Genomic DNA, 24,478 nt, shown 5'->3' with positions numbered 1-24,478 from the left:
GCAGACATTATATGAGTATAGGGGAGACGAAGCAATGAAATGGTTACTCGGCATTGATATCGGCGGAACGACAGTCAAGATGGCAATTTTGGATTTGCAAGGGATCATCGTAGAAAAGTGGGAAATCGAGACGGTCGTTTTGAATGATGGCGTACAAATTCCTGGAGATATTGCAAAATCTTTCTTTGAGAAGTGTCAAGAGAGCAATAAACGACCAGAAGATTTCGTCGGAGCGGGCATCGGTGCGCCGGGATTCATTGATTTTAATACAGGTGTCGTTGAGAAAGCAGTCAATATCGGTTGGAATAACTTTGAACTGATCGGTGAATTCGAACGTTTGACGGGTTTACCGGCTGTGCTTGAAAATGATGCGAACGCAGCGGCAATCGGTGAGATGTGGAAAGGTGCCGGTAGTGGGGCAACAGAACTCCTTGCTGTCACACTCGGTACGGGCGTCGGTGGTGGTCTGATCACGAACGGACAAATCGTGCATGGTACAGTCGGAATGGCTGGAGAAATCGGTCATATCACGATGTTGCCTGAAGGTGGCGTTCTATGTGGATGTGGTCGCAAAGGATGTCTTGAGACGATTGCGTCAGCAACAGGGATCGCCCGTCTTGGTCTTGAGAAGCGTAAAGAGAAGGAAACGTTACTCAACGACATCAAGGCAGTGACGGCGAAAGACGTATTCGAAGCGTATGAGAAAGGAGACCGGATCGCAACGGAAGTCGTAGAAGAAGTGACGTTCCACCTCGGTCTTGCCATCTCCAACTTAGCGAACAGTATTAACCCGGAAATCATCGTCATCGGTGGTGGTGTGTCAAAAGCAGGAGAGACATTGCTTGCACCACTGCGTAAACAGTTCGAACGCTTCGCTTTACCACGTGTTTTCGGATCGACGACGTTCAAGATTGCCGAACTTGGAAACGATGCCGGAGTCATCGGCTGTGCATGGCTTGCGAAGCAGATGTTTCTCAAAAAATGATAATATTCAATTTCAGTAGAAGGTTCGCTTCGGCGAATCTTTTTTTTGTTTACAAACGTACAGTAATTATGTGATTGTTAAGTATCTTCCGGATTCCAGTTGCATTTTTGTAAAACTAAGCGTAAAATTTTCACGTGATATGGGTATATGTAAATTATGATGTAAGTTGTGTGAACTGAAAGCAGAAAGCACATGTAAATTAGGAGGCAGGTTTTTATGCAGCAAGACGCAAACATCTGGTCGCGAATGCGCCTAAAGATGGGTCAAGGCGTTCGCAGCACCTATAAAGAGCACAAGCTCTTTTGGATTGCGACCTTATTGATTTGGTTAAAAACGTATTTAGCGTATACACTTTTCTTCAACGTTCCCGTAACAAACTCTGCGCAAGCATTCATTCTACTAATTAACCCAATTAGTTCAGCGCTCTTCATGTTCGGGTTCAGCTTCTTCTTCCGGGGAAATGTTCAAAAATGGTTCATCTACGGTACATTGTTCGTCGCGACACTCATTTTATATGCGGACATCATTTTCTTCCGCTTCTTTAATGACTATCTGACGTTGCCGGTATTGTTCCAAACATCGAATGCAGAGACCGTTTCTGCATCGCTCGGGTCACTCTTGAATTGGTCCGATTTATTAATCGTCGGTGACTTGATCATCTTACCGTTCTTCTTACGGAAAATGGACATGTCAAAAAACGTTGCGTCACGTGGACGCGCGATTCTCGCATTCGTTGCAGCAGTTGTCGTTTTCCTTGGAAACTTGACACTCGCTGAGACAGAACGTCCAGAATTGCTCACACGTGCCTTTGACCGAGAACTGCTCGTTAAAAACATCGGAACATTTAACTTCCATATGTATGACGCACTCATTCAGTCGAAGACATCTGCGCAAAAAGCACTCGCGGACAGTTCTGAACTGTCGGAAGTTCAAAGCTTCATTGATTCAAAACATGCTGAACCGAACCCAGCTATGTTCGGAAAGTACAAAGGAAAGAACGTCATCGTCGTTTCCTTTGAGTCGGCACAATCCTTTGCAGTTGGATTAAAGGCACCAAACGGACAAGAGATTACACCGAACCTGAATAAGTTGATCAAGGAATCGCATTCATGGGATAACTTCTATCACAACACAGGACAAGGGAAAACGGCAGATGCTGAGTTCATTCTCGAAAACTCGATCTATCCACTTGGACGCGGTGCAGCATTCTTTACGAACGGAGAAAACGAATTCCGGGCAACTCCTGAAATGTTGAAAGAAGATGGCTATTATTCAGCTGTTTTCCATGCAAACAACAAATCGTTCTGGAACCGAGACATCGTCTACAATAGCTTTGGCGTCGATCGTTTCTTCTCAGAGACGGATTATGACTTAGGTGATCCAGCAGATTTGACGGAGTGGGGCTTGCTCGATGATAAATTCTTTGAACAGTCATTGCCGATGTTGAAAGATTTACCACGTCCGTTCTATTCGAAGTTCATCACATTGACGAACCACTATCCATTTGAGATGCCAAAACCAGAAGATGAACTTGTACCACCGCTTGAGACAAGTTCTACGACGCTGAACCACTACGTTCAGGCACTAGCGTATCAAGATATGGCACTCGGTAAATTCATCGAGGGTCTGAAAAAAGATGGTACGTGGGATGATACGATCTTCATGGTCTATGGTGACCACTATGGTATCTCGACGAACCACAATGCTGCGATGGCAGAACTCATGAACAAAGATGAGTTGACGCCGTATGATGTTGCACAATTGCAACGTGTACCATTCGTGATCCATTTACCGGGTCAAACGAAAGGTGTCAAACATGAAGACGTCGCGAGCCAAATCGACATTAAACCGACATTGCTTCATCTGTTAGGACAAGACTTCAAGAATGAAGTATTGTTCGGTACCGATCTCTTCTCGAAACAGCACAAGGATTATGCGCTGTTCCGCGATGGTTCCGTCATAACAGACAAAACGGTCTATACGCAGGAAACATGTTATGATCGTCAGACGGGTGAAGAAGTAAAAGATGGAGAGTTAGCGGAGATGTGTAAACAATCTACGAAACAATCCGAGAAGGAGTTAGGACTTTCGGATAAAGTCATCTATGGTGACTTGCTCCGTTTCCTTCAAACTTCAAAATAAGATAAAGAAAACGAATCTACTTTCGAGTGGATTCGTTTTTTTGTAGAAAGACAAATAAAAAGAGAGATGCGCGAGGCATCTCTCTTTTTAACGTATCTTGATTACGATGGAATACCGCCGTAAATCAATGTCGCAATCCCGAACCAGCCGAATAAGACGACAGTCAGACCTGCGAATACGAGTGGAAACATTTGGCGTTTCTTAAGTGAACGAACGACGGCCCAAACGCCGACGAGTGCGACGAAGAAGAAAAGCCAACCGATTGGTTGATCCAAATGCATGACGTACTCCCCCTTAAACAATCACGTTATGAATTTCACGAAGATTTCACTTAAATCTCACTTTTTAGTTTATCCGACTCGCGGGATAAAGTCGAGAGGGCGTTGCAGGAACTTTCGACAATTTCGTGTATAGTAGGAGAAGAGTCTATTGTAAAGGGGTTTTATAGAATGGAAATCGTAATGATCACTTCCGGTATGGCATCTGAGAATGGTTATTTATTATTTAAAGACAAGGAATGTCTTGTCATTGATCCAGGTACAGAAGATATGCGGTTTTTCGATGAGATTGAAAGTCGGGGAGCGACTTTAAAAGCGATTTTGTTGACGCATGCGCATTTTGACCATATCGGAGGTGTCGATATGTTACGACGCTTCACGGAAGCTCCTGTCTACGTGCATATGGAAGAAGCAGGATGGCTCGGTAATCCAGAATGGAATGGTTCGGCAAAATTCGGAATGCCGCCGATGCGGATGAAACCAGCAGACCATTTGTTGCAACCAGGACGGCTGACGGTCGGTAGCTTTTCGATGCATGTTCTTGAGACGCCAGGGCACTCACCAGGAAGTGTGACGTTCTACTTCAAAGGAGAGCGGATCGCGTTCGGTGGAGATCTCTTGTTCCAGCAAGGCGTCGGACGGACGGATCTTCATGGTGGGGATCAAGACGTATTGATGCGTTCACTGGATCGACTCATCGCGGAACTACCGGCAGATACGACGATCTATCCAGGACATGGTCCGAGTACGACGATTCGTCAAGAAATGAAATCGAATCCATTCCTTTGACTAAAAAAACTCGTCATCCAAAAGGATGACGAGTTTTTTTCATTACATCTGGAAGTTTGACCAGTACGTAAAGACGATGAAAAATACAGTTAAGTAAGCTCCAAAGATATAGACATACGTTTTTTCAGTTAAGCGCAAGTAACCAAGCGCTGCAAAAAAGACAGTTTGTGCTAAGAAGACGAAGCCCATGACTAAAAATGAATCCGTATGCTCACTTGAGCTTGCATCGCCACCCAATGCGCCGATAAATGCCATGACTGCGATGATACCAGTCCAGAAACCGAGTACGCGGTACATTCTCCCCATTCCTATAACCCCCTAAATCCGACAGATAGTCAATATACGTACTTATTTTACCAAGCAAACAATCATCCGTCCATCCTGTTCTAGTGATTGTTAAGGAATAACTGTGAACAAAAGATGAAGTTTCAAAAAAAGTTGTACAATAGTTGTACAAAAGGTGTACAAAGTTAAAATGGCGTGCTATAGTAACTGTAATGAAACCCCACACTTTGAGAGGAGGAGCAAAAATGACGAATGAGTTAGTCTTTTTCACATACCCAAGCTGTACATCATGTCGTAAAACGAAATCATGGTTAAAAGAGGAACATGTTGATGTAGAGGAACGTCATCTGTTCAGAAATGCTCCAACAGTTGATGAACTCATGGAACTGTTGAAATTATCGACGGATGGGATTGAAAGTTTGCTCGCAACACGCAGTCAAGCCTTCAAAGATCTCGGCATTGATATTGAAGACATGAAACTCAGTGAGTTATTACGCCTCATGAGTGACAATCCGAAATTATTACGCCGCCCAATCATCACTGATGGAAAACAACTTGTTATCGGATACGATAAACCAGGTCTTGAGACATTGGCGAAGCGTAAACATCGTACAATCGCACACGTATCGTAAAGAAGCCGGTTTGGTCGGCTTCTTTTTTTTGTGTATTGTCTGCTTAAGGAGGTGAAGAGAAATGAAGGAATGGACGACACAACTCATGGAACGATTCGAATCACTTGGTGCAACAGACGTTCATTTCGTACCGAATGAAGCTTGCGTCCGGATCATTTGTCGAACGGGTGACGGTCTGTGTGAACAAGAAGAGGTGGAATTGACGCGTTATCGAACGCTTGTCAGTCATGTTCGCTATGAGGCGAACTTAAAGGAACAAAATGAGCGGATTCCGCAAAGTGGTTTGTATCCGCACGGGAAAAAGGGAATGCGGGTCTCGTTGTTACCGAGTCGACAAGGAGATGCAATGTCGTGGCGATTTTATCGTTCGACGGTCTCTCAAGAAACGGCTTTACGAACGTTACACGATCAATTGGACTTCGCTTGGTTAGCTGAACAACGACACGGGTGTATCGTCATTTCTGGATCGACAGGCGCAGGAAAGACGACGATGTTATATTCCTTGATGAGTGCGATGGAAGAAAAACGAATCATCTCGATTGAAGATCCGGTGGAGTGTACGGTACCAAACGTCTTGCAACTGGAACTAAATGAAAAAGCAGGGTTCACTGCTACGCGATGTTTTGAAGAAATATTGCGAGCGGATCCGGATTGGATTGCTTTTGGTGAGGTGCGGACGAGAGAGGCAGCACGTTTGACGATGAATGCCGCACTTAGTGGTCACGTCGTGTTGTTTACGTTACACGCTGGAAGTATTGATGAGGCGCGATTGCGATTGCGCAGTTTAGGTATCGAAGAGTCAGAACTGGCTGTCTGTCAACGCATCATTCATCTCGAGCGAAAAGGAGAGGATGTCCGCTGTACCGTCAGAAACTTACAAGCCGCGATCAAAGTCGGTTCTTAAAACGATATCATCGCTTGTTATCAAAAGGCATTTCCGCGAAAGAGACGTTACTCATTTTAAAACGATTCGAGCGTCAGCCGTTCTCCGAAGTAGTCGGAGAAATGGAACGCTGTCTTGAAAAAGGAGACTCCTTTTCAGCATCGCTTGAACCGCTTGCGTTAACGAATACTTTAAAACGACTTCTTTTTGTTGGAGAAAGGACAGAACGACCGTTGCTCGTCCTTCGCCAAATCGTGAAACTGCTCGACCTCGAAACAGAAATGCGATCGAAGTTTTGGAAGATGATCCGGTATCCGCTTGTTCTAGCGACCAGTCTATTCCTCCTGTTCTTCTTTTACGCCCTCTACGTATTTCCGTCTCTCCTCGAGATGTCGGACCCGAAGACTCTCCCCTCATTTCTTCATCTCCTTCTTCACCCCTCTGCGAAATATCTGCTCGCAAGTATTCCCGTTATTTTGTTAACCTCCAGTTACCTCTTTTTTCGCTTTTTTCCGTTAAACCGTATTTTACGACTGAAACCGCTACAGCGTTTGATTCGTCTCTACTACAGCTATTTATTCACGATCGAAGTAGGATCGTTCATCGATGCTGGCTTCTCGCTTGAAGAGACCTTTCGTCATCTAGAGCAAGGACAAGCGAATAAAAAAGGACACCTCTATGCTCGTCTACATGCTAAACAACAGGCAGGGGAACCACTTGCAGAAGCGCTTGGCGAAGATGAAATCATCGAAGCCGAGACGATTGGAATCGTCCATTTGGCGCGGGAAAGTGGCAATCTTGGTCCGTTGTTGCTTGAACAAGTGACACTCTTGCATGAGTCGATGGAAGAGGAACTAGAGAAAAAGTTGTTATGGATCGAGCCGATTTTGTACGGCGGATTGACGATCATGACGGGAACGTTGTTTCTCATCTTGTATTATCCGATTCAGCTAGCGATACAGCAGCTTCCATTCTAAATAGAGGAGACGATACGATGAAACAATTCTTAAAGCGACAGGATGGATTCACCTTACTTGAGATGGCAGCCGTCTTATTGATCATTTCGTTGTTACTGCTCGTTTTGATTCCAACGATGACAAGTGGAAAGGACCAGGCGAAAGGTGTCAGTTGTGAGGCGAACATTCGAGTCATTCGGTCAGAGGTAAACCTTTACTATGCCAAAGAGAAAAAGTACCCGGAATCGCTCCAGACAATCAATCGCGGAACAGCTGATAAACCGAATGCCCTCGTCTGTGATCAGGAGACGTATACGTATGATCCGAAGACTGGCGAACTTACGAAGTGAACAAGGATTTACCTTATTTGAGATGACGGCGGTGCTGACAATCATAGCTTGTTTACTTGTTTTTTTGTTGCCGGCACTGTTTGAAAAACGACCGGACTGGATTCCGCTTGAACAAGAGGTTCGTCTGATGGAACAAGATATTCAGACACTTCGACTGATGCAGTACTCAAAGCAAGATCAAGCATTGATGCAGTTTCGATTTCGAGGGGACGGTACGGGATACCTTGTCCTTGCGGATGACCGGTTGTTATGGCAACGAACATTCCAAAATGGTCATACGTGTACCGTTCCGCCCTCGAATCGCATCATCTATTTTAAAAGCTATCACTCGATCTATGCAGCGACCTGGTCTTGCCGTTCGGCAACAGCCGAATATGAAATCAAATTCTTACTTGGGAACTATCAAATGGCAATCCGTAAAGTGAGGTGAGAAGTATGCAGAACGAACGCCAAGCGGGCTTCTCTTTGCTTGAAGTGATGCTCTCTATCGTTGCGATCGGTATCTTCATGACGTTAGCGATCGATCCTTATCTCGAGTTACGGACGAAACAAATGAAATGGGAACAAGAGACGGAACAGCTTGAGCAGATGGCGACGGATCAAGTTGAAAACCGAACAGCGTCCTATGTCCTGAAACAAGGAGCGTGGTGCAATGAAACGATGTGTCTTGCGAGCGGAATCCGGAATGACCCTTCTCGAACTGTCATTCGTCCTATGGCTGAGCCCACTTCTTCTGCTGGCAATCTTGACATTGACCCCACTCGTTCGTCCGCCGGAAGTCAACCGAATGAATGAAGAGTTGTTCTTTCATACCGTGGAACGACTGATGTGGCGCAGTACGATGTGTGAGCGCGTCGGAGACGAGATTCGTGGAATGGACGTCAATCCGGGAGAGACCGCTGAAAAGTGGCGTCTCGTCCGTGTGCAAGATCAACTACGTCTCAAGAAAGAACAGGGAGGTGAACTGATATACGCCCGCGACGTCAAACAATATACCGTGACAGGCGATGCCGAGATTCTCTCGATTCAGTTGAACGACAGCAGACGTTCCTTCCGATGCGTCAGGAAGGATTCATCTTGATTCAAACGTTACTGTTACTTCTAGGAATGGGAGTCGTGCTCTTGATTTCTTGCCAGCAGATTGACGAAGAGATGAGGCATCATCAGTTAGAGCAAGAAGCGCTCCAACTTGAATCTCTCATCCGAGCGGCGAAAACAGATTGTACGAAGGACGAGACCCTCCGCTACCCAATCGGACAAGTCAGCTGTACAGCGACCGATAAAGGCTTTAAAATGGAAGCGAGATTAGAGAATGGTCAAAGAATCGAGGCGGTCGTCACACATGAGTAAGGTTTATTTGATTGGGTTTATGGGAACTGGTAAAACAGCCGTCGGACATCGATTGGGTTCACAATACGAGGTCGACGAACTGGATGAACGGTTCGAACAGGAACATGGACAAACGATTACCGCTTTTTTCGCTGAGCATGGCGAAGCAGGGTTTCGTACACATGAAAGCGAATTGTTGAAGAGTAGCAATGCGGAAGTGGTCGTCACAGGTGGCGGGATCGTCGAACGAGAAGAGAACCGACTGTACATGCAGGAGTCCGGAACAGTCGTCTGGATCGATACACCCTTTGATTTGATTTGGGAACGTATCGCCGTTGATCCGAATCGTCCACTCGTGACAGAACGGGAACAAGTGAGACGATTGTTTGAACGTCGCTATTCCTTATATGCTGGAGTAGCTACTGTCCGACTTGAAGGAACGGCATCAATCGAAGAATTAACGCGTGCGATTGAAACTGTATTGGAGGAGAAGTCATGATTTGGATTACGTTAGGTATTATTTTATTGGCTATCATAGGACTCGTGTTGTTCGGATTCAGTCTTTACAAAAAGAAGCTGTCTCAGGATATTCGGCAGTTAAAACAACTGATGGAGCGCTTTACGATTCGTCAGCAAACCTTGCAGACGAACATTGATCATACGACGCAGCGAATCGATCAAATCAAAGGGAATATCAATCGAATCACTGAAGAAGGAAATCGTGTGAAGCAAGGAGCGAGCCAATTGGTGACGGAAGGTCGTCGACTCCAGGAGGAAATCAAACGAACTGCCGGAATCAAACAATTTTGAAATGGCTTTCATGGGAAGAATATGAAACAATAGGAGAGAAGGGACAGGGTCCTTTCTCTCTTTTTCGTATGTTCCTTTTTCCGAATAATACTAGATAATTATGATTTTAATTGGTAAGATGGATTTGAAAATGGAACATTAAAGAGAAGAGAGAGCGAAAACGTTCGTAAATAGGGGGATTTGTATGAGTCAAACGACATTGAAAAGAACACCGTTATTCGAGACGGTTTCGCAAACCGGTAAGATGGTGGATTTTGCGGGATTTGAAATGCCAGTTTTGTTTTCCTCGATTAAAGAAGAACACGTTGCAGTAAGGGAGAACGTCGGCATGTTCGATGTCTCGCACATGGGAGAACTGTTCGTCAGCGGACCGGATGCTCTGACGTTTTTACAAGCTACATTATCGAACGATATTTCGAAGATTGCGGTGGGGCAAGCGCAATATAACGTCTTATGCCAAGAAGACGGTGGGACAGTGGATGATTTACTCGTCTATCGTTTGGCAGAAACGGACTATCTTCTCGTCGTCAATGCTTCGAACATTGAAAAAGACGAACAACATTTACGTCACTATCTAACAGGGGACGTCACGCTTGAGAATCAATCGGAACAATATGGTCAAATTGCGGTCCAAGGACCACGTGCGGAAGCCATCCTTTCCGGCATGACACCACTTGTCTTATCAGAGATCGGATTTTTCAAGTTCCAACGGGGGACGGTTGCAGGAGTGGAAATGATCGTCTCACGCAGTGGGTACACAGGGGAAGATGGGTTCGAACTCTACATGGCAGCTGGTGACGCACCTGCTGTCTGGCAAGCACTGCTTGAGCAAGGTGTCGTACCATGCGGGCTCGGGGCACGTGACACATTACGTTTTGAGGCATGTCTTCCACTTTATGGACATGAATTATCAGCAACGATTTCACCAATCGAAGCGGGAATGGGCTTTGCGGTCAAACCACAAGTCAAACCGTTCGTCGGTTCGGAAGTCTTGTTGCAACAGAAAGAACAAGGAGCACCGCGACGCTTGATCGGTCTTGAATTACTCGATAAAGGGATTGCGCGTCAAGATGCACCGGTTTGGCATGACGGGGAAGTCGTTGGTGTGGTGACGACAGGTACGTTGCCGCCGACAGTCGGAAAAGCGATTGCTTGGGCACTCGTTCCTGCAGAAGTAGCGGAACAAGAGCAATTTGAAGTGGAAGTACGCGGAAAACGTTTAGCAGCGAAACGAACAGCGACACCGTTTTATCGTCGCACGAAATAAGGGGGATATTTCTATGGATTTTCGTTATTTACCAATGACAGCAGAAGATGAGCAGGCGATGTTACAGACGATCGGTGCAGCATCGATCGAAGATTTACTCGCTGATATCCCGGCATCCGTCCGTGATAACGGTACATTGGAAGAAGTCGGTGTGCCACTTCCGGAAACGGACTTGATTCGGACGCTATCGAAGCTTGCCGACCAAAACATGAATACGAAACAATATCCATCGTTCCTTGGCGCAGGCATCTATGATCACTATGCACCTGCTGTCGTCAATCATATGTTACTGCGCTCAGAGTTTTACACTGCCTATACACCGTATCAGCCAGAGATTTCGCAAGGTGAACTACAAGCGATTTTTGAATTCCAATCGATGATTTGTGAATTGACAGGGATGGATGTCGCGAATTCTTCGATGTATGACGGTATCACGGCGTTAGCGGAAGCGGCTATGCTTGCTTGTGCCCATACGAAGAAAAAGACGATCGTTCTTTCAGACGGCGTTCACCCGGAGGCACACGATGTCGTTCGGACGTATGCGAACGGTCCAGGACTAAACGTCGAGACATTATCGCTTGAGCAAGGTGTCACACGGATCGATCAACTCGATGCCATCGAAGACGTCGCCTGTGTCATCGTGCAGTATCCGAACTTCTACGGTCGTGTCGAAGAACTACAAGCATTGGCCGATGCGACACATGCACGTGGTGCGCTCTTCATCGTCTCTGCGAATCCACTGGCACTCGGTATCTTAGAAGCGCCAGGTAAACTTGGCGCTGACATTACGATCGGAGATTGCCAACCGTTCGGAATTCCACAAAGCTTTGGTGGACCGACATGTGGTTATTTCACGACGACAAAAGCGTTGATGCGTAAGATTCCGGGACGTCTCGTTGGACAGACCGTCGATGAGAATGGGAAACGCGGTTTCGTTCTGACGTTACAAGCACGTGAACAACACATTCGCCGTGACAAGGCGACATCTAACATCTGTTCGAACCAAGCGTTGAATGCACTCGCTGCTTCGATCGCGATGAGTGCACTCGGAAAACGGGGTATCCGGGAACTCGCGACACGTAACTTGCAAACGGCACATGCCTTAAAACAAAAGCTGAAACAGGCTGGCTTTACGATCGTTGACGATGGACCGAGCTTCAATGAATTTGTTGTTACGCTACCAATCGACGCGACACGTGCGAGTCAACAATTGCTCGATCACGGGATCATCGGCGGTTTGCCGTTAGGCGCTTATGACGCGGCACGTCAAAATGAAATGCTTGTTTGTGCAACGGAATTACGGACGAATGAAGAGTTGGATCAATTCGTGACAGCGTTAGGGGGACTCACACATGAATGAGCAAACATTGATCTTTGAAATTTCTAAACCGGGTCGTATCGCCTATAGCTTACCGTTACCGACTGTCGATGAGGTGGCAGTAGAAGAATTGTTACCGACCTCGATGTTACGGAAGGAAGACGTGGCGCTACCGGAAGTATCTGAACTGGATCTCGTCCGTCACTACACGGCACTCTCGAACCGTAACCATGGTGTGGATTCTGGATTCTATCCACTCGGGTCATGTACAATGAAATACAATCCGAAAATCAATGAAGATATGGCACGCCTCCCTGGGTTTGCACACATTCACCCGCTTCAACCAGTCGAAAGTGTCCAAGGGGCACTCGGTTTGATGTATGATCTGCAAGAAAAACTAGCAGTCATCACAGGAATGGATGAAGTGACGCTTCAGCCGGCGGCGGGAGCACACGGTGAATGGACAGGCTTGATGTTGATTAAGGCCTACCATCATGCACGTGGTGACTTTAAACGGACGAAAGTCCTCGTACCGGACTCGGCACATGGAACGAACCCCGCATCGGCATCTGTCGCTGGATTTGATACCGTGACGGTCTTATCGGATGAACGTGGTCTCGTTGATTTAGCGGACTTAAAGAAAAAAGTCGGTGACGATACAGCGGCACTCATGTTGACGAATCCAAACACGCTCGGTTTATTTGAGTCGGATATCGTCGATATCGCCAAAGCGGTTCATGAGGCAGGCGGAAAACTGTACTACGATGGTGCGAACTCGAATGCGATCATGGGCATCGCTCGACCAGGGGACATGGGCTTTGATGTCGTCCATTTGAACTTGCATAAGACGTTCACAGGACCGCACGGTGGCGGCGGACCAGGATCGGGTCCAGTAGGGGTCAAACAAGATTTGATTCCGTATTTACCGAAACCAATCGTCCGCAAAGAGGAAGAGCGTTATGTCCTCGACTACGATCGTCCGGAAGCAATCGGTCGTGTCAAACCATTCTACGGTAACTTCGGCATCAATGTTCGTGCCTATAGCTATATTCGGACGATGGGTGGAGCAGGTCTTGCTCGCGTCTCGAAAGAAGCGGTCTTGAATGCGAACTATATGTTGGCTCGTCTCAAAGGTGCGTATGACGCGCCATACGACGTCTATTGCAAGCACGAATTCGTCTTGTCGGGTAAACGTCAAAAAGCACTAGGTGTCCGGACGCTTGACATCGCTAAACGTCTGCTTGACTTTGGATACCATCCACCAACGATCTACTTCCCGTTGAACGTCGAGGAGTGTATCATGATCGAACCGACGGAAACAGAGTCGAAAGAAACACTCGATGCCTTCTGTGATGCGATGCTCCAGATTGCAAAAGAGGTCGAAGAGACACCGGATGTCGTCTTGAACGCACCACACACGACGGTCGTCAAACGGATGGACGAGACACTTGCTGCTCGAAAACCAGTCTTACGCTACGAACCAAAACAAGAAGTACACGCATAAGCTGTTTCATAAAAAAGAGGACCTCTCCGACGAAGGAGAGATCCTCTTTTTGCGATGAACGAAGCATTAGCTCCGTTTGATTTTTCCTGACCACTGCTTGAATCCGCCTTTTAACTGATACAGATTCGTATAGCCTGCTTTTTTCAAGACTTTTGCAGCCTGTGAAGAACGCATGCTACCTTGACAATACAAGTAAATCGGCATGTCTTTTCGTAATTCCTTCGAGCGCATCTTCATTTGGCTGACCGGGATGTTACGGGCACCGACGATGTGTCCACCTTTGAATTCCTGTGTTTCGCGAACATCGACGATTTGTGCTTTACGGTAGTTCGCGCGGAATTCTTCTTGCGACAATTTCGTAATGCCTTTGACCGGCATGAAACGCCAAGCGATGTAGGCGATCAGCGCGACCCATAATACGATCGTAATGATAGTTCCAGTTTCCATATTCGACTTCCAACCCCTTCGTTCGTTTAACCTCTGTTTCATTATAGTCAACGAAATCGATTTCGGCAATCGACTCGTGATTGCGCGACCGAGAATGGGTTTGATACACTAAGACGGAAACGTTTTGGGGGTGCTCAAGTGAACAGAGAGTGGCAAGTGTTGACGACGCCGGCGATGGAGCCGGCAATGAACATGGCAATCGATGAAGCATTGATTCAGTTCGTCGGGCGGGGGGAGATCGCACCGACGCTTCGTTTTTACTCATGGGAACCACGTGGATTAAGTGTTGGTCATTTTCAACGGGCAACCCGTGATATCGATCGAAAGCGGATTGCAGAGCTCGGGATTCCGATCGTGCGTCGGATGACAGGAGGGCGCGCTGTCTTGCATGCAGACGAGTTGACATACAGTGTCGTCATCCCGGAAGATACAGAAGGTTTACCACGCACGGTCATCGAAAGTTATCGGATGTTGACGGAAGGGATTCGCAAAGGATACCATCACCTCGGCATTCCGGTCGAATTTTCCGTTCCATTGACGGAAGAGGAAAAAGAAGAATTACGGAAGCCGAAATCAGCCGTCTGTTTTGATGCAGCATCGTATTATGAACTCGCTGTAGGAAAACGGAAAGTCGCAGGAAGTGCACAAGTCCGCCATCAAGGCGTTGTCTTACAGCACGGTTCGGTCCCACTCTCTGTCGATGAAGGTGAATTGTTTGATTGTTTCTTGTATGATGATGAGTCGACGCGCGAGCGGATGAAAGCGCGTTTTTCAGGAAAAGCTGTCGCTTTGAATGAGCTAGCAGGTCGCGCTGTCGCATTTGACGAGGTACGAGAAGCATTCACGAAAGGCTTCGAAGAGGCGCTTGATTTGTCGTTCGTTCCGTTGACATTCACGAGTGAGCAGTGGCAGGAGATTGAGCGTCTTGCCGAGAAATACCGTAGTGATGAGTGGAACTGGAAACGCTAATGAATGAAATGGGAAGGTGATGTCGTGCCAACTCCGAGTATGGAAGATTATTTGGAACAAATTTATAAACTGATTGAAGATAAGGGATATGCCCGCGTATCGGATATAGCGGAGTCGTTAGGAGTTCACCCGTCCTCGGTAACGAAGATGGTTCAAAAACTCGACCGGGAGACGTACCTTGTTTACGAAAAGTATCGGGGTCTCATGCTGACACCTAAAGGACGCAAAATCGGAAAGCGTCTCGTGGAACGACACGCCTTACTTGAAGATTTTCTTCGTCTCGTTGGTGTGGATGAAGAACTGATTTATAAGGATGTCGAAGGAATCGAGCATCATATTAGTATCGAAGCGTTGGATAAGATTAACGGAATGATTCAGTTCTTTGCGGAACGTCCTGGTTTGAAAGAGGAACTGCATCGCTATCAACAAGCCCATCCAGAGGATTGAGGCTTGTTTTTTTATAGTTCCTTGCTAAAAAAATTCTTAAACACGAACGATCCATTACATTTTTATGATAAAGTGCGCATTTTAAGTTAGATATGCTATACTGAGCCTGAAAATGGACGAAGGGGGTGGCGGGTGTTCGCACCTTGTCATGGAAATCACGATTAAAGAAAAATTAGTGTCGGAGTCACAACTGAAAGAAAAGGTTCGTGAATTAGCACAACAGATCGAAGTGGATGCGGCTGGGCGTCAAATCGTTCTCGTCGTCGTGTTGAAAGGGTCGATGGTCTTTGCTGCCGATTTGATGCGCGAAATCAAAGGAAGCGTTCAAATTGATACAGTCGCGTGCTCTTCTTACGGAACAAAGACCGTCTCTTCAGGGCGTGTTCAGTTGAAGAAAGATCTCGATCTCGATGTGCAAGGGAAATATGTCGTCGTCATCGAAGATATCATCGACACAGGGCGGACGCTCCATTTCTTATGTGATCACATGAAATTGCATCAACCCGGAGTTCTCAAAGTATGTACATTGCTTGATAAACCGGCACGTCGTGAAGTAAAACTCGACGCAGACTATGTCGGTTTCGAGATTCCGGATTACTTCGTTGTTGGGTACGGAATCGATTGTGCGGAGGAATATCGCAATCTACCGTATATCGGTTGGGTCGAAACGGATTGAACACGAAAAAAGGAGGTTCGTCGCATGACGAATCTCCTTTTTAATGTACTTCTGAAATTAAAAAGCACGTTTTTTCTTTTTGCCTTTTTTTCCTTCGATAACTGTCAGATGAGGCGCTTTTGAACGATCGCGCAACGGTCTGACTTTATTCGATGCCGGCGCTTTTGAGGACTTGACCGGTTTTTTCTTAAAGTCTGTCCGGCGAACAGAATTCGAAGAGCCATGCATTTTTTTTGATTGAGCGACGGATTTTCGGTACTGAGCATTTGCGCCCGTTCCGACGCTTCGATTACGAGTCAGGAACTTAAAGAGCAAGAAGATGATCCCGGCGGTAATCCCGAAGAACAGCAATTGTGAAAACAGACTACTTGGATTATTGACGAGTTTATATCCAAAGCCGACAAAAGCGAACAGTAACACGACGAGTGCAAATGTAGAACCAATGCGTTGTCTGATCATAATATCACCCCTGTTATCGATTAACCCAGTGCATTCTCATGTAGGTTATGTTCCTGTTTTTCCAATGCTTCAAACGCATAAATCGCAACCTCGATCTGTGCATCGTCCGGTTCCTTCGTCGTCAAGTATTGTAACCATAGGCCAGGCAAGGCGATGACGCGAAGTCCTTTGATGTGCTGCGCTTTATTCGTCAGCTGTAACACTTCAAATGAAAGACCGATGACGACCGGTAATAAGGCGATCCGGCAGACGAGACGCAACCAAAGCGGATCCGTTGGCACGATCAGATAGACGAAAAATCCGACGATGACGGTGAAGATCAAGAAACTCGAGCCGCAACGGTAATGAAGACGACTGCTGACGCGAACGTTTTCGACCGTGAGTGGGCGTCCTGATTCGACGCAGTTGATGACCTTATGCTCTGCACCGTGATATTGAAAGAGTCGTTTGACGAGCGGAGTCAATGAAATCACGTAGAGGTAACTGAACAAAAGCGTTAATTTGATTGTTGCTTCGATGACATTTTGAATGACATGTCCCGATAAAGCAGGGATCACATCGAATAATGATGCAAGGAAAGCAGGTAGTAACGTAAAGAGTAATTTACCGAAAAAGAATGATAGGATCCCGACTACAGCTACGCCGAGCCATTTCGTCAAGGGGCTGGCAGTCGTTTCTTCCGGCTCTTCTTCACCAGGTTTGACACCGTATCGGTCACTTGCGAAGTTCATATGACTGGCGCCATTCGCTGAGGACTCCATTAAAGCAAACAAGCCACGCAGAAGTGGGATTTTTTTACCTTTAGCGATTCGTGGTCGAACCGGCTTTTGTTGGGCGAACGTCTCGATCGACTCATCATTTCGACGAATCGCAGAGACCGCGTGGGTCGCATTTTGGAACATGACGCCTTCGACGATGGCTTGACCACCGACCGGCGGATTAGTCGTTTTCATAATAGAACGCATCCCGTCTTCATTAAAATTAGGTGTATCGTCAGTGTACTTGATTTACGACAAAAAAACTATGTTCGACTCGTCAAAACGAGGTAATCTTTAGGAGTCGGAAATCGGGTTATGATACAATGAAAAGGAATTCGAGGAGGTGTTTTTTTGCGTGTCTTGATATTAAACGGACCAAACTTGAATTTACTCGGATCACGCGAACCGGATACATATGGAACGGCGACATTAGCCGACTTAGAACACGACCTTCGCACTTATTTTCCGAACATTCAGTTTCGGTTTGAACAATCGAACCATGAAGGACGACTGATTGATGTTCTTCACGAGGAACGGGGAGCGGACGGCATCGTCTTCAATGCGGCTGCCTACACGCATACGAGTATCGCGTTACGTGACGCGATTGCTGCAATCGAAGCGCCCGTCATCGAGGTCCATCTATCGAATGTCCATGCACGTGAATCCTTCCGGCATCATTCGATGATCGCACCCGTCTGCCAAGGTGTCATCGCTGGACTTGGCATGACGGGATATCGTCTGGCAACGGAGGCACTCCAAGCTTTACAACAATCGGAACAAGGGGGAAATCAATCATGAAACAACGGATCGAGGCGTTACAAGCAGCTTTAAAGGAACGGGACCTTCCAGGATTACTCGTCACGAAGGCAGAGAATATTCGTTACATTTCCGGCTTCACGGGCTCAAGTGGTGCATGTCTCGTAACAGAAGAGCAAGCGTACTTCGTGACGGATTTCCGTTACACGGAGCAAGCGGCAGACCAAGTTAAAGGAATGGAGATCGTCCAAATCGAACGGTCGATTCCAGAGACGATGGGCGAATTGATGGCAGGAGCGCGTGTTCGCGCGGTTGGTGTCGAAAAGGATGCGATGACACTTGGTGCTTTTGAAGCATACGATCAAGCTTCGGCAATCGAGCTTGTTCCGACGACAGGAATCATTGAAAACCTACGCTTGATTAAGGATTCGTCAGAGATTAAGATGATTAAGGAAGCGGTGGAGCTCGCAGACGCGACCTTCCAACACATCTTGACGTACATTCAACCAGGACGAACGGAACTTGAAGTATCAAATGAACTAGAATTCTTCATGCGTAAGCATGGAGCGACGTCTTCTTCTTTCGATACGATCGTGGCATCGGGCTATCGTTCTGCCTTGCCGCACGGTGTTGCCAGCTCGAAGGTCATTGCGACAGGTGAACTCGTCACGCTTGATTTCGGAGCGCTCTTGAACGGTTATGTTTCAGATATCACACGGACTGTCGCAGTCGGTCCGATCAATGCCGAGTTGCAGAAAATCTACGATACGGTCTTACAAGCGCAACTAGCGGGTGTCGACGGCTTAAAACCAGGCATCACTGGGATCGAAGCGGACGCGTTGACACGTGATATCATCAAAGAAGCAGGTTACGGTGAGTACTTCGGTCACTCGACGGGACACGGTATTGGTCTAGAAGTACATGAAGGACCTGGCTTGTCGTTCCGCTCTGAGACAAAACTTGAACCAGGCATGATCGTTACGGTCGAACCAGGTATCTACGTGCCGCAAGTTGGCGGATGCCGGATTGAAGATGACGTCTTGATCACGGAAACAGGTCGAGAAATTCTTTCGTCTTCACCAAAAGAACTGATCACTCTCTAATTCAGAGTGACGGGACATTTTAGGAGGAACCATTCATGGTATCAGTAAACGATTTAAAAACAGGATTAACGATTAAGACTTCAGACGGTATGATTTGGCAAGTACTTGAATTCCAACATGTTAAACCAGGTAAAGGGGCAGCTTTCGTTCGGACGAAAATGCGTAACATCCGTAACGGAAACATCCAAGAGATGACATTCCGTGGTGGTGAGCGTGTCGAGCGTGCACACATCGAGCGTAACAAGATGCAATACCTTTACCCAATGGGCGAGACTTACGTCTTCATGGACACAGAATCGTATGAGCAATTGGAATTGACGACGGCGCAAGTCGAAGCAGCTCTTCCATACTTGCTTGAAAACATGGAAGTTCAAATCGCGGTTTACAACGGCGAAATCCTCGGTCTTGAATTACCGAACACAGTCGTCATGACGATCGTTGAAGCAGAGCCTGGCGTTAAGGGTGATACGGCTTCGAACGTCAAGAAAAATGCGACAGTGGAGACAGGTCATATCATTCAAGTACCACTCTTCATCGAAGCAGGCGAAAAAGTAACGGTTGATACACGTACAGGTGATTTCACAGGTCGTTACAACGGATAATATTGAAACGACAAGACGTCTCTCACCTTCTATCAGGTCGAGAGACGTCTTTTTTCATTCAGCTTGACTTGCATCCAATGGTATGACCAGTTAATATAAGTATTTGAGTAGGCATTAGCACCTGGTATAATAATTGTGAATACAGCATAGATGGGGGAAGAATGACAGATGAAAATCGATCAGTTGAAACAAGTACTCGAAATGCTCGATCAGTCGAGTGTAAATGAACTCTCACTCGAGACGGATACGTATAAATTAAAGTTGAAGAAACAAGGAGAAACAGTGACGGTCTCGCATCAAGCACCTGCTGCTCCAGTGGCGGCGCCTGCTCCTGTGAAGCAAGCGGCAGCACCAGTCGAGGAAGAGGCGACTGCGGATGATACGGTCACGATCAATGCCTTGATGGTCGGAACGTTCTATTCGCGTCCGAATCCAGATAAACCGGCATACGTCAAAGTCGGTGATCAGATTGAAGTGGGTCAGATCGTTTGTGTCCTTGAAGCAATGAAACTCTTCAATAACTTAAACTCGGAAGTATCTGGAACGGTCGTCGAGATTCTTGTCGCCGATGGAGATCTCGTTGAATTTGGTCAACCACTCTTCCGGATCCGTCCGTAAACGGGGGTGAACAGCATGGAAAAATTATTGATTGCCAACCGTGGAGAAATCGCCGTCCGCATCATTCGAGCGGCGAAGGAACTTGGAATACAAACCGTTGCTGTCTACTCGACAGCGGATAAGGAAGCCTTACACGTTCGTTTAGCCGATGAGGCGTACTGTATCGGTGAGGCGAGTTCTGCTTCATCCTACTTAAACGTTACGAATATCCTTGCGATCGCAACGAACCGTCAAGTGACGATGATCCATCCGGGTTATGGTTTCTTAGCCGAGAACGTCGATTTTGCTGAGATGTGTGAAGCATGCGGGATCAAATTTGTTGGTCCGACGTCAGATGCGATCCGTCAGATGGGAATCAAGGACGTTGCGAAGAAAACGATGATCGAGTGTGGTGTGCCTGTCGTACCTGGTTCAGATGGAACGGTCACGGACGAAGAAGCGGTCGCACTGGCGCAAGAAATTGGTTATCCGGTCATCATCAAAGCAACAGCAGGTGGTGGAGGTAAAGGGATTCGGGTCGCTCGTTCGGAAGAAGAGCTGATCAACGGGCTAAGTGAGACACGCCGTGAAGCAAAACAAGCTTTCGGAAACGGGGATGTCTATTTAGAACGTTTCATCGAAGAATTCCGCCATGTCGAGGTACAGGTCCTCGCTGACCGTCACGGGAATGTCATTCACCTCGGTGAACGGGATTGTACCGTCCAGCGTCGGATGCAGAAACTGATCGAGGAAGCGCCATCACCTGCGGTCAGTGAAGCGACACGATTAAAAATGGGCGAGGCTGCCGTAAAAGCCGCAAAAGCGATTCAATACACGGGAGCTGGAACGATCGAATTCATCTTCGTCGAAGAGACGGAAGAGTTCTTCTTCATGGAGATGAACACGCGCATTCAAGTCGAACACCCGGTAACGGAGATGATCACTGGATTCGACCTCGTTCAAGCACAATTGCAAGTCGCGCTCGATCATCCGCTTGCCGTCAAACAAAAGGATATCAAGTTCCACGGTCATTCGATCGAATGCCGAATCAATGCCGAGGATCCAGATCATGATTTCCGTCCGTCTGCTGGACGCGTCACACAATACGTGACACCAGGCGGAATGGGCGTACGTATCGATAGCGCAGTCTATCCGGGGTACATGATTCCACCGTACTATGACTCGATGGTCGCGAAGTTGATCGTCCATGCGGAAACACGGGAAGAAGCATGTGCGAAGATGGAACGTGCACTGGCTGAATTTTGGATCGAAGGTGTCAAGACGACGATCCCGTTCCACGAACGTGTTCTCAGTCACCCGGTATTCCGGCGTGGGACGTTCACGACGAAATTCGCAGAGCGTGAGCTAAAAGGTACGATCGTTAACTGAATCAGGACGGGAGTTTGTGCGACGAACTCCCGTCTTTTTTTGGCGTTCTCTATGTTTTTTAAAAGAGGAATGTGCTAAACTAACTGATTGAGAACGACAAAAAAAGGAGCACGCAAAATCATGATGAAACGACACATGGCACGCGAACTCGCAGTCCAGTCTTTGTTCCAAATGGAGCTTTCGGATCTGACTGCACAAGAGGCCATTGAATTCGCGGTAGAAGGTAAGGAATATGACACATTCGTCGAGCAATTGGTGAACGGTGTCGAAACGAACAAAGCAACGATTGACCAACACATCCGAGAAGCACTGGTCAACTGGTCATTCGAACGACTCGGAAACATCGAGCGGACGATTCTTCGCTTAGCCGTCTACGAATTATTATTCGAAACGAACATTCCAGTTCGAGTGACGATCAACGAAGCGATTGAATTGACGAAGGCGTTCGCTGACGAAGAAGCGACAAAAATCGTGAACGGTGTTCTCGGTAAGGTCGCACAAGGCGTCGTTAAAGAAAATTCATAAACTTGTAAAACCGAATAGAGACAAACAGACAGAAGAGTGAATCGAACTTTTTGGGGGAGTGGACAAATCATGGCAGTAGTAATCGATGGAAAACAGGTAGCCCATTCATATCGTATGAAGCTGAAAGAAGAAGTCGCACGTCTGAAAGAACAGCGGATTCAACCGCAATTGACTGTCATCCTGATTGGCGAAGATCCTGCTAGTCAGTCCTATGTACGTGGTAAAGAAAAGGCGGCGAAGGAAATCGGCATGGATTCGGAGTTAATCCGACTTCCGGCAGAAACAACGGAATCAGAGCTTCTTCACTTGATCGACCGTCTGAACGTTGATGCGAGTGTCCATGGGATTCTCGTCCAATTGCCGTTGCCTGACCACATTGATGAGAGTAAGGTCATTTTTGCGATTTCTCCTGAAAAGGACGTCGATGGTTTTCATCCTGTCTCTGTCGGGAAAATGATGATTGGTGAACCGACATTTTTACCGTGTACACCAAACGGCATTCTTCATCTCGTCAAAGAGATGAACATACCGATTGCTGGTCAACACGTCGTTGTCGTCGGTCGTAGCCAAATCGTCGGTAAACCCGTCGGTATGTTGTTCTTGAATGAATCGGCTACCGTTTCCTATTGTCATTCCAAGACAAAAGATCTCGGTGCGATGACGCGTCAAGCGGATATCTTAATCGTCGCAGTCGGCGTACCGAAGCTGATTACGGCGGATATGGTGAAACCGGATGCTGTCGTCATTGACGTTGGTGTCAACCGTGTCGATGGCAAACTCGTCGGTGATGTCGAGTTTGATACGGTACAAGACGTTGCATCGATGATTACACCTGTTCCGGGTGGCGTTGGTCCGATGACGATCACGATGCTACTGCATAACACGATCGAGGCTGCGCGATGAGCGAACCTCTTCACGTTTCCGATTTAGTCCACTATGTCAAACGTGAACTAGAAGGCGACGCCCTTCTGCAACAAGTCCAGGTGGTGGGAGAAGTGTCGAACTTTAAACGACACTCTTCCGGTCACCTTTATTTTACGTTGAAGGACGAGCAGTCACGGATGAAAGCCGTCATGTTTGCCCGGGATGCGAGTCGAGTCAAAGCAGACGTTCGCGATGGAATGCGTGTCGTCGTCACCGCGCGCTTATCCGTTTACGTCTCTTCTGGAGAGATGCAACTCTATGTCGAACGGATGACGGAAGATGGTGTAGGAGCGCTATATGAGGCGTTCTCACGCTTGAAGGTGGATCTTGAAGAGCGTGGCTGGTTTGATCCAGCCATCAAACAATCGTTGCCAGCGTTTCCCGAGCGAATCGGGATCATCACGTCGCCAAAAGGAGCAGCGCTTCATGATATCGCAACGACACTCCGGCGCCGTTATCCGCAAGCGGCCATCGTCTTCGCCCCGGTCCTTGTACAGGGAGTGGACGCGGCACCACAAATCAGTCGTGCCATTCAGCTGATGAATGAGCATGATGCCTGTGATGTATTGATTATTGGTCGTGGTGGTGGTTCGATTGAGGAGCTGTGGGCATTCAATGAGATGTCTGTCGTGACAGCCGTGTTTGAATCACGCATTCCGATCGTCTCTGCCGTCGGTCACGAAACGGATTTTACGATCAGTGATTTCGTCGCCGACGTTCGTGCTGCTACACCAACGGCAGCGGCAGAACTCGTCACTCCGGAAGCAGAGGCACTATCTCGACGGGTGCAGGATGTGGAGCGTCGTTTAGAACGAACGTATGCACAACTTCTCAAAAGTAAGCAGGAGCAAGTGACACGGCTTGCTGCGAGCTACGGTCTGAAATCACCACGCGTCCTACTCGGACTGAAGCAGGAACAATTGGACCGAGCAGAGATGGCACTCCAAAAGGAGATCAAGCAAGTAGTAGCGCAACACCAGCAACAGGTGGAGCGTCTTGACACACGCTTAATGCGTGTGCCGATGCGGGATCGCTTCGTGCAACAACGGGCGACGATTGAACAATCACGACGTCGACTCGAAATCGTTCGTCGATTTTTACAATCGAAGCAACAACAGGTGCGTCATGTGCTCGCGCGACTCGACTCCGTCAGTCCGACGCATGTTCTGATGCGCGGCTATACGTATGTCGAACAGGATGGACAAATTGTCCGTTCCGCGAAGGCATTGACAGCGTCTTCGTTCGATATCCGATTCCATGATGGAACGATTCGTGCTAAACGAGAGGATGGGGAGTAA

General features: G+C 47.3%; 32 protein-coding genes. 27 read left to right on the top strand and 5 right to left on the bottom strand.

From position 1 onward, the window contains the following. The first annotated feature begins 34 nt into the window (after positions 1 to 34). Positions 35 to 985 carry an ROK family glucokinase gene (locus KNQ06_RS10355; protein WP_035398324.1) on the top strand — a complete coding sequence of 317 codons (951 nt, stop codon included), beginning with the start codon at positions 35 to 37 and terminating at the stop codon, positions 983 to 985. Positions 986 to 1,201: 216 nt separating this feature from the next. Next, positions 1,202 to 3,127 (top strand): LTA synthase family protein, encoded by a 1,926-nt coding sequence (locus KNQ06_RS10350; RefSeq protein WP_023467552.1) that lies wholly within the window; start codon positions 1,202 to 1,204, stop codon positions 3,125 to 3,127. A 101-nt stretch (positions 3,128 to 3,228) separates the two neighbouring features. Here the strand turns inward: KNQ06_RS10350 and KNQ06_RS10345 are convergent, their stop codons facing one another. Further along, positions 3,229 to 3,408: a DUF2759 domain-containing protein gene (locus KNQ06_RS10345; RefSeq protein ID WP_023467553.1), complete on the bottom strand. Its 180-nt coding sequence runs from the start codon at positions 3,406 to 3,408 to the stop codon at positions 3,229 to 3,231. A gap of 168 nt (positions 3,409 to 3,576) precedes the next feature. On the opposite strand from KNQ06_RS10345, the gene KNQ06_RS10340 reads away from it, so the two are divergent. Then, entirely contained in the window at positions 3,577 to 4,194 is a 618-nt protein-coding gene (locus KNQ06_RS10340; protein ID WP_215148136.1) for an MBL fold metallo-hydrolase, read from the top strand. A gap of 42 nt (positions 4,195 to 4,236) precedes the next feature. On the opposite strand, the gene KNQ06_RS10335 is transcribed toward KNQ06_RS10340, so the two are convergent. Further along, a complete protein-coding gene (locus tag KNQ06_RS10335) occupies positions 4,237 to 4,500 on the bottom strand; it encodes a DUF2626 family protein (protein WP_023467555.1) in 264 nt (87 codons plus the stop codon). 224 nt (positions 4,501 to 4,724) lie between these two features. Between KNQ06_RS10335 and KNQ06_RS10330 the strand changes: the two genes are divergently transcribed. From KNQ06_RS10330 to gcvPB, 13 genes are all read left to right on the top strand, one after another. Further along, a complete protein-coding gene (locus KNQ06_RS10330) occupies positions 4,725 to 5,111 on the top strand; it encodes a Spx/MgsR family RNA polymerase-binding regulatory protein (protein WP_023467556.1) in 387 nt (128 codons plus the stop codon). 61 nt (positions 5,112 to 5,172) lie between these two features. Continuing rightward, positions 5,173 to 6,015, top strand: a complete 843-nt coding sequence (locus tag KNQ06_RS10325) for an ATPase, T2SS/T4P/T4SS family (protein WP_035398321.1) — start codon at positions 5,173 to 5,175, stop codon at positions 6,013 to 6,015. 14 nt (positions 6,016 to 6,029) lie between these two features. Further along, entirely contained in the window at positions 6,030 to 6,971 is a 942-nt protein-coding gene (locus KNQ06_RS10320; protein WP_251133511.1) for a type II secretion system F family protein, read from the top strand. Positions 6,972 to 6,988: 17 nt separating this feature from the next. Further along, a complete protein-coding gene (locus tag KNQ06_RS10315; protein WP_023467559.1) occupies positions 6,989 to 7,300 on the top strand; it encodes a competence type IV pilus major pilin ComGC in 312 nt (103 codons plus the stop codon). Beyond that, positions 7,269 to 7,730: a prepilin-type N-terminal cleavage/methylation domain-containing protein gene (locus tag KNQ06_RS10310; protein ID WP_035398319.1), complete on the top strand. Its 462-nt coding sequence runs from the start codon at positions 7,269 to 7,271 to the stop codon at positions 7,728 to 7,730. The genes KNQ06_RS10315 and KNQ06_RS10310 overlap by 32 nt, the downstream gene beginning before the upstream one ends. A gap of 5 nt (positions 7,731 to 7,735) precedes the next feature. Beyond that, the gene (locus tag KNQ06_RS10305; protein ID WP_050678401.1) at positions 7,736 to 8,095 is read left to right on the top strand and encodes a type II secretion system protein; all 360 of its coding nucleotides are present in this window, start codon (positions 7,736 to 7,738) and stop codon (positions 8,093 to 8,095) included. Beyond that, positions 8,088 to 8,381, top strand: coding sequence for a hypothetical protein (locus KNQ06_RS10300; protein WP_215148134.1), 294 nt, complete (start codon positions 8,088 to 8,090; stop codon positions 8,379 to 8,381). The genes KNQ06_RS10305 and KNQ06_RS10300 overlap by 8 nt, the downstream gene beginning before the upstream one ends. Continuing rightward, the gene (locus KNQ06_RS10295; RefSeq protein WP_251133510.1) at positions 8,378 to 8,650 is read left to right on the top strand and encodes a hypothetical protein; all 273 of its coding nucleotides are present in this window, start codon (positions 8,378 to 8,380) and stop codon (positions 8,648 to 8,650) included. Before KNQ06_RS10300 ends, KNQ06_RS10295 begins: the two co-directional genes overlap by 4 nt. Next, positions 8,643 to 9,128 carry a shikimate kinase gene (locus KNQ06_RS10290; RefSeq protein WP_215148130.1) on the top strand — a complete coding sequence of 162 codons (486 nt, stop codon included), beginning with the start codon at positions 8,643 to 8,645 and terminating at the stop codon, positions 9,126 to 9,128. The genes KNQ06_RS10295 and KNQ06_RS10290 overlap by 8 nt, the downstream gene beginning before the upstream one ends. Further along, positions 9,125 to 9,439, top strand: coding sequence for a hypothetical protein (locus KNQ06_RS10285; RefSeq protein WP_023467565.1), 315 nt, complete (start codon positions 9,125 to 9,127; stop codon positions 9,437 to 9,439). The genes KNQ06_RS10290 and KNQ06_RS10285 overlap by 4 nt, the downstream gene beginning before the upstream one ends. 184 nt (positions 9,440 to 9,623) lie before the next feature. After that, entirely contained in the window at positions 9,624 to 10,706 is a 1,083-nt protein-coding gene (gene gcvT / locus KNQ06_RS10280) for a glycine cleavage system aminomethyltransferase GcvT (RefSeq protein ID WP_035409121.1), read from the top strand. 13 nt (positions 10,707 to 10,719) lie between these two features. Further along, positions 10,720 to 12,066 (top strand): aminomethyl-transferring glycine dehydrogenase subunit GcvPA, encoded by a 1,347-nt coding sequence (gene gcvPA / locus KNQ06_RS10275; protein ID WP_035409120.1) that lies wholly within the window; start codon positions 10,720 to 10,722, stop codon positions 12,064 to 12,066. Beyond that, on the top strand, positions 12,059 to 13,528 hold the full coding sequence (gene gcvPB / locus KNQ06_RS10270; protein ID WP_215148128.1) for an aminomethyl-transferring glycine dehydrogenase subunit GcvPB: 1,470 nt from the start codon (positions 12,059 to 12,061) through the stop codon (positions 13,526 to 13,528). The genes gcvPA and gcvPB overlap by 8 nt, the downstream gene beginning before the upstream one ends. 66 nt (positions 13,529 to 13,594) lie before the next feature. Here gcvPB and KNQ06_RS10265 read toward each other — a convergent pair whose 3' ends face one another. Beyond that, positions 13,595 to 13,975 carry a rhodanese-like domain-containing protein gene (locus tag KNQ06_RS10265; protein WP_023467569.1) on the bottom strand — a complete coding sequence of 127 codons (381 nt, stop codon included), beginning with the start codon at positions 13,973 to 13,975 and terminating at the stop codon, positions 13,595 to 13,597. A gap of 138 nt (positions 13,976 to 14,113) precedes the next feature. On the opposite strand from KNQ06_RS10265, the gene KNQ06_RS10260 reads away from it, so the two are divergent. The 3 genes from KNQ06_RS10260 (at position 14,114) to hpt (ending at position 16,067) form a co-directional block, all read left to right on the top strand. Further along, positions 14,114 to 14,944 carry a lipoate--protein ligase family protein gene (locus KNQ06_RS10260; protein ID WP_074668436.1) on the top strand — a complete coding sequence of 277 codons (831 nt, stop codon included), beginning with the start codon at positions 14,114 to 14,116 and terminating at the stop codon, positions 14,942 to 14,944. A gap of 24 nt (positions 14,945 to 14,968) precedes the next feature. After that, on the top strand, positions 14,969 to 15,391 hold the full coding sequence (gene mntR / locus KNQ06_RS10255) for a transcriptional regulator MntR (RefSeq protein WP_035398709.1): 423 nt from the start codon (positions 14,969 to 14,971) through the stop codon (positions 15,389 to 15,391). A gap of 148 nt (positions 15,392 to 15,539) precedes the next feature. Then, entirely contained in the window at positions 15,540 to 16,067 is a 528-nt protein-coding gene (hpt, locus tag KNQ06_RS10250) for a hypoxanthine phosphoribosyltransferase (RefSeq protein ID WP_064300287.1), read from the top strand. Between the two features lie 57 nt (positions 16,068 to 16,124). Here hpt and KNQ06_RS10245 read toward each other — a convergent pair whose 3' ends face one another. Both KNQ06_RS10245 and KNQ06_RS10240 read right to left on the bottom strand, forming a co-directional pair. Continuing rightward, positions 16,125 to 16,526, bottom strand: a complete 402-nt coding sequence (locus tag KNQ06_RS10245) for an SA1362 family protein (protein ID WP_023467573.1) — start codon at positions 16,524 to 16,526, stop codon at positions 16,125 to 16,127. A 20-nt stretch (positions 16,527 to 16,546) separates the two neighbouring features. After that, positions 16,547 to 17,479, bottom strand: a complete 933-nt coding sequence (locus tag KNQ06_RS10240) for a DUF1385 domain-containing protein (RefSeq protein WP_133207977.1) — start codon at positions 17,477 to 17,479, stop codon at positions 16,547 to 16,549. A 156-nt stretch (positions 17,480 to 17,635) separates the two neighbouring features. On the opposite strand from KNQ06_RS10240, the gene aroQ reads away from it, so the two are divergent. The 8 genes from aroQ (at position 17,636) to xseA (ending at position 24,478) form a co-directional block, all read left to right on the top strand. Then, complete coding sequence (gene aroQ, locus KNQ06_RS10235) at positions 17,636 to 18,082, top strand: type II 3-dehydroquinate dehydratase (protein WP_214804413.1); 447 nt, start codon at positions 17,636 to 17,638, stop codon at positions 18,080 to 18,082. Beyond that, positions 18,079 to 19,143, top strand: coding sequence for a M24 family metallopeptidase (locus KNQ06_RS10230; protein ID WP_023467576.1), 1,065 nt, complete (start codon positions 18,079 to 18,081; stop codon positions 19,141 to 19,143). Before aroQ ends, KNQ06_RS10230 begins: the two co-directional genes overlap by 4 nt. A 35-nt stretch (positions 19,144 to 19,178) precedes the next feature. Beyond that, positions 19,179 to 19,745 carry an elongation factor P gene (gene efp / locus KNQ06_RS10225; protein ID WP_023467577.1) on the top strand — a complete coding sequence of 189 codons (567 nt, stop codon included), beginning with the start codon at positions 19,179 to 19,181 and terminating at the stop codon, positions 19,743 to 19,745. 168 nt (positions 19,746 to 19,913) lie between these two features. After that, complete coding sequence (accB, locus tag KNQ06_RS10220; RefSeq protein ID WP_029341092.1) at positions 19,914 to 20,363, top strand: acetyl-CoA carboxylase biotin carboxyl carrier protein; 450 nt, start codon at positions 19,914 to 19,916, stop codon at positions 20,361 to 20,363. Positions 20,364 to 20,378: 15 nt separating this feature from the next. Beyond that, positions 20,379 to 21,731 carry an acetyl-CoA carboxylase biotin carboxylase subunit gene (gene accC, locus KNQ06_RS10215; protein ID WP_035409099.1) on the top strand — a complete coding sequence of 451 codons (1,353 nt, stop codon included), beginning with the start codon at positions 20,379 to 20,381 and terminating at the stop codon, positions 21,729 to 21,731. A gap of 120 nt (positions 21,732 to 21,851) precedes the next feature. After that, positions 21,852 to 22,256, top strand: a complete 405-nt coding sequence (nusB, locus tag KNQ06_RS10210) for a transcription antitermination factor NusB (protein WP_023467580.1) — start codon at positions 21,852 to 21,854, stop codon at positions 22,254 to 22,256. A 69-nt stretch (positions 22,257 to 22,325) separates the two neighbouring features. Then, complete coding sequence (folD, locus tag KNQ06_RS10205; protein WP_214804414.1) at positions 22,326 to 23,159, top strand: bifunctional methylenetetrahydrofolate dehydrogenase/methenyltetrahydrofolate cyclohydrolase FolD; 834 nt, start codon at positions 22,326 to 22,328, stop codon at positions 23,157 to 23,159. Then, positions 23,156 to 24,478: an exodeoxyribonuclease VII large subunit gene (gene xseA / locus KNQ06_RS10200; protein WP_214804416.1), complete on the top strand. Its 1,323-nt coding sequence runs from the start codon at positions 23,156 to 23,158 to the stop codon at positions 24,476 to 24,478. Before folD ends, xseA begins: the two co-directional genes overlap by 4 nt.

The sequence above is a fragment of the Exiguobacterium sp. s91 genome, assembly GCF_018618915.1.
Lineage (GTDB): Bacteria > Bacillota > Bacilli > Exiguobacteriales > Exiguobacteriaceae > Exiguobacterium_A > Exiguobacterium_A abrahamii.
The sequence above is the reverse complement of the archived record's forward strand: the minus strand, read 5'-3'. Positions and strand labels throughout refer to the sequence as shown.